This is a genomic window from Paraburkholderia sp. SG-MS1 (genome assembly GCF_012275575.1).
Taxonomy (GTDB): domain Bacteria; phylum Pseudomonadota; class Gammaproteobacteria; order Burkholderiales; family Burkholderiaceae; genus Paraburkholderia.
Window position 1 is genome coordinate 4,211 of the sequence record NZ_NPIH01000295.1, and the last position, 598, is coordinate 4,808.

The 598-nt window shown below is 66.4% G+C and carries 1 protein-coding gene and 1 pseudogene; one reads left to right on the top strand and one right to left on the bottom strand.

Features of this window, described 5'->3' with window-relative positions:
• Positions 1–57: 57 nt before the first annotated feature.
• A pseudogene (locus CIC12_RS32595) lies at positions 58–354 on the top strand (anti-sigma factor family protein); the annotation flags it as partial.
• A gap of 73 nt (positions 355–427) precedes the next feature.
• Here the strand turns inward: CIC12_RS32595 and CIC12_RS32600 are convergent.
• Positions 428–598: helix-turn-helix domain-containing protein (locus CIC12_RS32600; protein ID WP_168670675.1), on the bottom strand; the 171-nt coding region annotated here is incomplete at its 5' end.

Genomic DNA, 598 nt, shown 5'->3' on the forward strand with positions numbered 1-598 from the left:
ATCGCCGGCATGTAGACCACGTGCGCGAGCGCCGCTTGCCGCGCAAACATTTCGGTGCTGTCGAAGAGCGGCTTCAACCTGTCGGGCGGCCGCGTGTTGCCCGGCGCCGATGGGCCCACCGCGCAATTCATGTATCGCGGACCGAATGGCGAGCGCGTCACGCTGTGCATCTCGCATCGCAAGATGAACTCGAACACCACGGCGTTCCAGTTGTATCAGTCCGGACCGGTGAACGTGTTTTACTGGGTCGACGGCGATTTTGGCTACGCGGTGTCGGGCGGGATCGATCGCCAGCAGTTGCTGCAGCTTTCGCACGACGTGTACTCCCAGTTGACGGGAGCGGCGCCCGGCTGAGCGCGGCGTGCCGTGCTCCGGGCGTGTCGTCAGCCTGCCTGGCCGCTGCCACGTTCGGGCGACGCGGCGCGCCTCACGTCGTCCGGTCGCGCGATGCAAAGAGCAGTTCGCGCGGTGTGACGCCGAGCAGGCGCCCCATCCAATGCGCCATATGGCTTTGATGCGCGAAGCCCGTGTCCAGCGCGATCTGACTCGCGTTGAGCTTGCCCTGAAGCAGGAGCGTTCTCGCGCGCTCCACCCGCCG